We start from the raw sequence: 6,599 nt of genomic DNA, 5'->3' as shown, positions 1-6,599 counted from the left end.
CTTTATGCCAAAGGGATGAGTATTTCAGATATAGAAGAGCAAATTAGAGAAGTCTATGATTTTGATGTTTCCTCAGCCACGATTTCTCGTATCACAGATGCTGTTACTGCTGATATTGTAGCTTGGCAAAATAGACCCTTAGAGCCCGTATATCTTATCGTTTGGATGGATGGCATTGTTTTTAAAGTCAGAGAGGGCTCTAAAGTGATTAATAAAACCATTTATATTACTGTGGGATTAAGACGAGATGGGCTTAAAGAGGTGCTTAGAATGGCTAAGAAAGAATGAGTCCTCAGCCTTTTGGATGACTGTTTTGACCGATTTAAAGGCTCGTGGTACAGAAGATATCTTAATTACTGCAACGGATAATTTAAATGGCTTTACAGAAACTATTCGTACGGTTTTCCCTGAATCTAAGACACAGATTTGTATCGTGCATCAAATCCGTAATGCCTGTAAATATGTAGTTTGGAAAGACAAAAAACAGCTTACCGCTGATATGAAGAATATCTATAATGCACCCAACAAAGAGGCTGCGGCAGCTGCTCTAGAGGATTTTGCTGCCAAATGGGATTCCAAGTACTCATATGCTGTACAAAGCTGGAGAAACAACTGGGAGGAGCTTACAGTGCTTTTTGAGTATCCTGTGGAAATTAGAAAAGTCATTTATGCCACTAACTTAATCGAAATTCTAAATGGTAAGATTAGAAAGTACACCAAAAACAAATTATCGTTTCCTACCGATGATTCCGTGATGAAATCAGTATATTTAGCCGTTAGAGAGGCAACTAAGAAATGGTCAATGCCTATCAGGGACTGGGGCATCATTTTAAATCAGTTCCTAATTATTTACAAAGATTACCCTTTGTATGGGTGCTGGATGGAGTTAAAATGGAGGAGTTGATATAGACCCACTAGAATGAAGAAAATAGAAAATCTAGAACAATACACAAATAGAGAGAAAAATAACAGAACTACTTAGTTTCGTGAATGATGCTACTCCTGTTACAGGCCCTTATTATCTGCAATTAGAAGCTTGTGCAGAGCTAATCTCTGAGTATGACAGAATACACTTTAAGGTTAAAAGGAATAAAGATAAGTTGAAAACTATCTCAAACGAGAACAAGCCGATTTGAAAGATTATAACAGACGGACAATTTATAGGATGGTTCTGTTGGTTTTCCCGAATTTGTGTCAATCGGATTGACACAAATAAAATATATTAATTAATAAGACAAATACAATTAGTGCCACTATTTCACGTATGGTGGGATGCTCTGAAAACTGAAGAGTACGAAATTTGTGCTCAAGTGAAAAGAGAGAGATTGAGTTCAAAAAGCGACTAACACTCTTTGTCCATTGGCCGTTGCTGTACTCAAAAACTCTGATTATCCTATGCATGGGATGTTAGAGGGGATAGAAGAGGAGAAGAGATCATAATACAACAAGTTCATCGTATATAGAGATATTCTATGGGAATATCTCTATATTTGTATGAAAGTAATATTACATATTAATATATAATGTCTCGAAATAATATAATACAGAATAAAAAAACGATAAAACCTATTCTTAAATGGGCAGGAGGAAAAACACAACTTATTGATGAATTGGAGAGTTTTTTTCCAAATAAAATCAATAAATACATTGAGCCTTTTATTGGAGGTGGTGCATTATTCTTTCACACCTTACCTGAAAATGCAATTATATCTGATATCAATCCTGAGTTAATTAACTTATATAATACAATTAAAGATGTTCCTAATCAAGTAATAGAAATCTTGAAGTCTTTTAAGAATGAAGAGGATTTTTATTATGAGATGAGGTCTAAAGTTTATGATAATCTATCAAATACAGAAAAAGCTGCTAGAACTCTTTATCTGAATAAAACCTGTTATAATGGTTTATATCGTGTTAATAAAAAAGGCAACTTCAACACTCCATTTGGAAGGTATAAAAATCCCAACTTTATAAATGAAGAAGGCATAATTGAAGCTTCTACTGCATTAAAGAATGCTACAATTATTCATTCAGATTACAAGTCTATCTTGGATAACTATGCAGAACCTGGTGACCTAGTCTTTTTAGATCCTCCATATTTGCCAATTGGCAAATATGAAGATTTTAAGCGTTATACCAAAGAAGGCTTTTATGATGAAGACCATTATGAGTTAGCAGAGTATGTTAAACAATTATCTGAGTTAGGGTGTCATGTTATTTTAACAAACTCTAACTCTCCATTAGTCTATGAACTTTATGAGGATTTTGACATTAGAGTAGTTAATACCAAAAGATATATAAATAGCAATCCTACAAAACGAACAGGTGAGGATGTTATTGTAGTTGCTCCACCTAAAGTGCGGAAAATTATAAATGTAGGGGTCACTGATTTGCCAAGCCAGAATGCTCTATTTCCGTCTACACGATATATGGGTAGTAAACAATCTCTTGTGAGACAGATAGCTTCTGCAGCATTACAATTTGAGTTTGATAGCGTTTTAGATTTGTTTAGTGGAAGTGGAGTTGTGTCTTATATGTTTAAAACTCTAGGCAAAACTGTATTCAGTAATGACTATATGACGATGAATTCGAAGTTAGCTTCAGCAATGATTGCAAATTCATCTATAAAGTTATCGGAAGATGATATTAAAAAGCTTTTAACACCATCCGAGAATACAGATAACTTTGTAACTGATAATTTTAAAGATATATATTATCTAGAAGAAGATAATAAATTTATTGATATGGTAAGGAATAACATATCAAAAATTAAAAATAAGACAAAACGTGATATTGCTGTAAGCGCTTTGACCAGGGCTTGTATTAAAAAACGTCCTCGTGGTATTTTTACCTATACAGGGATAAGATATGATGATGGAAGAAAAGATCTTCAGTTATCATTTGAAGAGCAATTTAGGTTGGCTGTCAAAGCTATAAATGAGTCTGTTTTCGATAATGGGAAAGCATGTAAAGCCTTTAATCTAGATTCGATGAATATAAATAAAAAGGTAGACTTGGTTTATATAGATCCGCCGTATTATAATCCAACATCAGATAATGAATATGTACGTCGCTATCATTTTGTAGAGGGGATTGCTCGCAATTGGCAAGATGTTGAGATGCAGTGGGATACAAAAACGAAGAAGTTTAAGAATTATCCGACTCCTTTTAGCACCAAAAATGGTGCTTATGATGCTTTTAATAAAATATTTAAACGATATAAGAATAGTATATTGTTAATATCATATTCTTCAAATTCGCTTCCTACGCAAGATGAAATGGTTGGGCTCCTTTCTAAGTATAAAGAAAATGTTGAAGTTGTTTCTATGGATTATACATACAGTTTTGGAAATCAAGGAGCAAATGTGGGGAATAATAAAAACAAGGTTCAAGAATATATTTTCATAGCATATTAAGTTTTAAATTATGGAGCAAATAACAAAGCAATACTTTGATGTTTACAAGAATGCAGGATTTTATTTTTCAAAATCGCTACTTACGACTTATGCCATATCGTTAAAAACTAAACCTTTTGTTATACTCTCAGGAATAAGTGGAACCGGAAAGACTAAAATTTCGCAGTTATTTAGTGTCCCAACACCAACTATAATAGAGACTAAACCTAGCTCAGGGGACTTGTTAACATTGCGTGTAACTCAATCTCTTGACCGAGTCAATTTTCCGATCCAAGCCCTTAACCTTCTTCTAAATGCCACAGAGATGAAATTGTGGCAAGATCAAGTAGGAAAAGCTAAAGAAAACCAATTTGGAGGAAACTTTTCTGACATTTATATTATTGATATTGAAGATCAATATGGAAGTTTTAAAGTAGGATTCTATGGGCAAAGAGCCTCTAGTCCCTTAGTGAGAGTACGATTTAAAAGGAGTAATAGCGATAAGGAATCAGCAGAATATGATGCAAGGGGACATATTAAGAAGCATTATAATACAGATGATGTGTTGACTCTTGAGAGGGTTGAAGATAAACATTTCAAGGTCGTGAAAGTTAACGATATTAAGGCAAAGTCAGCTCAAGCTACACTTGAATTAGAAACGATAAATCGACATTGTTTTATTCCTGTCAAAAGTAACTGGACAGACAACACTGAATTGTTAGGGTATTACAATCTTATAGAAAGGAAATATCATATCCCAAAGTTTTTAGATTTTCTACTTTTAGCAAATGATTATCCTGAATATTCTTTTTTTGTAACTTTTGATGAGATGAATTTATCCAAAGTAGAGCATTATTTTAGTGATATTTTAAGTTGTACAGAGAGTCGGTACGTACAAGATGAAGTAACGAAACAAGAAGCACTAACTCTCTACAATGGTTCAGATTATCTTGACACAGATTCTGATAACTACGAGCAAATACCTAGTAGTATTGAAATTCCAACAAATTTATTTATTACTGGCACTGTTAATATTGATGAAAGCACCTATTCTTTCAGCAATAAAGTGCTTGATAGAGCGAATGTTATAGAATTTAACGATGTAGACTTAACTAATTATGAGAATTATACTGAAGATCCTGAAGCAGTGTTTGTTCTAAATAAATTTCCAGACTATAATGATTTTGCTATTCCTTCACGTGAACATTATAATTCGCTTCCTAAGATAGTGAAAGATCACTTGGTTGAAATTAACAAGATATTGGAAGAGCATAATTTGCATTTTGGATATAGGATAGCTAATGAGATAGGATTATTTATCAAAAATGCAAAAGAACATATAAGTAATGAAGAGAGACATATGTTATGTGCATTAGATTACCAACTTGTTCAAAAAGTATTCCCCAAATTGAATGGTGAGTATGCTGTTTTAGAAGAGCCCATCAGAAAGATCTTAGAGTATTTGTCGAATGGAACAGATATAAACAATATTAAAGCTGAATCAACTAACTTCCCTATTACTATTGGTAAACTTTTACGTATGTACAATAAATTGAAGAAAACAGGTTACACAAGTTTTATTGAGTAGTTATGATTATATATTGTGGTAAAAAAGAGGTTGGTGATGAGATAATTGAAAATAAAACTTATTTAGTTGATTTTGAGGATGCAAGCCCTAGTCAAATTAGGGATGAGATAAGTAGAGCCAAACTAAGCGAATTTATTTTATGGCATGAAGGCAATAAAATAGGAGATTTAAAAATCACCAATTATATCGGTAATATCTATTTTTTCGGGAAAACAATAAATGTAAAAAGTAATAAGTTTTTAAAAGAAGATACTGGATACACACAGTTTAAAACAATATTAGATGAGATTGTATTTTTCAGTAAAAATATTATTTACTCACATAGTTCACCATCTTTTGTTGTCAGGAATAAAGATCAAGAAGATAATGAACCTAACAATTTGCTTGTTTTTAATTACTTAAAGAATTTGATACTTAATGAGAATTTAAGAATTAAATTGGAGTCTAATATTCGAGATATAATAAAATATTCTAGCTTTAAATATACATACATTTATAAAAAAGAGAATCTGGAGAGATGTAAAAATATAGATGAGAAATCTTTTAACTTAATCACTTCTAAAATGAGTGATTATGTTTTGATAGATGACAATAGTGATCATATATTCAACTTTCCTATTGCTAATTTCCTACCTAAGAAAGATGGAAGAATGTTTTATCCCAATAAAATATGGAATAAAACTTATGAGTTGAGTTATGACACCCCTGAAAATAGATTTATTAAATATTTTTTTGAGTTTGTTTATTCTAAAGTTCATCTATTGTTTGTTTCTAAAGTGTTGCCTGAATCGTTAGAGAATGAGGTGGATGAGATTATACGTTTCTGTAGGAAAATTCTCAACAAAGGTTTCTTTAGAAGTATAGGTGTAATGAAAATACTACCAACTCAATCAAAAACACTATTGAATAAACAGGGGTATAAAGATATATTTGCTCACTATAGAAACTGTCGTTTAGGAATTCAATATCTTATTCAAGAATTTGAGATCAACTCAATGTCTATTAATTTAAAGAAAATTTCAGACTTGTATGAGTATTGGGTGTTTATAAATATTGCTAAAGCATTCTTAGGAGAAGATCTCTTCATGGAACAGACAGCAAAATTATCTCATGATAATAATATTTCTTATAGCACTTGCCTGAAGAATGATACGATTTCAATATATTATAATCTTACAGAGTCTAAATCAAGAAATACATCATATAGCCTGACCTTCAGACCTGATGTTACAGTTGTTTACAACATTAATGGGCAGAAAGTGAAAATTATTTTTGATGCAAAATATAGAATTGATAAAATTATTGTCGACTCAGGCAGTGCCAAAAATGAGGATATATATAAAATGCATGCTTATGTAGATGCTATAAAGGATGCGCACGTTGCTTTAGTTGTATATCCTGGGACAGAGTTCGTCTTTTATGAAAAAGAAGACACATCCACCACAAAGAGTGAAATTGAAGACATAGAAATGTTCAGGGGTGTTGGTGCAATACCTTTAACTCCAGGAGACAAAGAACAGTATAAGCAGTTGGAAGAGCTAGTTGCCAAGTTAAATAAATATGTTGAGACAACATATTAAAAATATTTTTATTCCCGTAACAAAATCGATTTGTTA

Annotated in this window: 3 protein-coding genes and 1 pseudogene; all 4 read left to right on the top strand. The window is 32.0% G+C overall.

Going from position 1 to position 6,599, the window contains the following annotated elements:
* Positions 1–904, top strand: a pseudogene (locus tag B091_RS12060) (IS256 family transposase); the annotation flags it as partial.
* Positions 905–1,523: 619 nt separating this feature from the next.
* A complete protein-coding gene (locus B091_RS0109570) occupies positions 1,524–3,416 on the top strand; it encodes a Dam family site-specific DNA-(adenine-N6)-methyltransferase (protein WP_018109783.1) in 1,893 nt (630 codons plus the stop codon).
* A gap of 10 nt (positions 3,417–3,426) precedes the next feature.
* Complete coding sequence (locus B091_RS0109565; protein ID WP_018109782.1) at positions 3,427–4,983, top strand: hypothetical protein; 1,557 nt, start codon at positions 3,427–3,429, stop codon at positions 4,981–4,983.
* A gap of 2 nt (positions 4,984–4,985) precedes the next feature.
* Complete coding sequence (locus tag B091_RS0109560) at positions 4,986–6,563, top strand: 5-methylcytosine restriction system specificity protein McrC (protein WP_018109781.1); 1,578 nt, start codon at positions 4,986–4,988, stop codon at positions 6,561–6,563.
* The last annotated feature ends 36 nt before the right edge of the window (positions 6,564–6,599 follow it).

This window comes from Bacteroides propionicifaciens DSM 19291 = JCM 14649, assembly GCF_000375405.1.
In the GTDB taxonomy this organism is placed as follows: Bacteria; Bacteroidota; Bacteroidia; order Bacteroidales; family Bacteroidaceae; genus Bacteroides_E; species Bacteroides_E propionicifaciens.
The sequence above is the reverse complement of the archived record's forward strand: the minus strand, read 5'-3'. Positions and strand labels throughout refer to the sequence as shown.

Bases quoted from the DNA above. Each gene is read 5' to 3' on its own strand.
- B091_RS0109570 (WP_018109783.1), top strand. From the start codon at position 1,524: ATGTCTCGAAATAATATAATACAGAATAAAAAAACGATAAAACCTATT.
- B091_RS0109565 (WP_018109782.1), top strand. From the start codon at position 3,427: ATGGAGCAAATAACAAAGCAATACTTTGATGTTTACAAGAATGCAGGA.
- B091_RS0109560 (WP_018109781.1), top strand. From the start codon at position 4,986: ATGATTATATATTGTGGTAAAAAAGAGGTTGGTGATGAGATAATTGAA.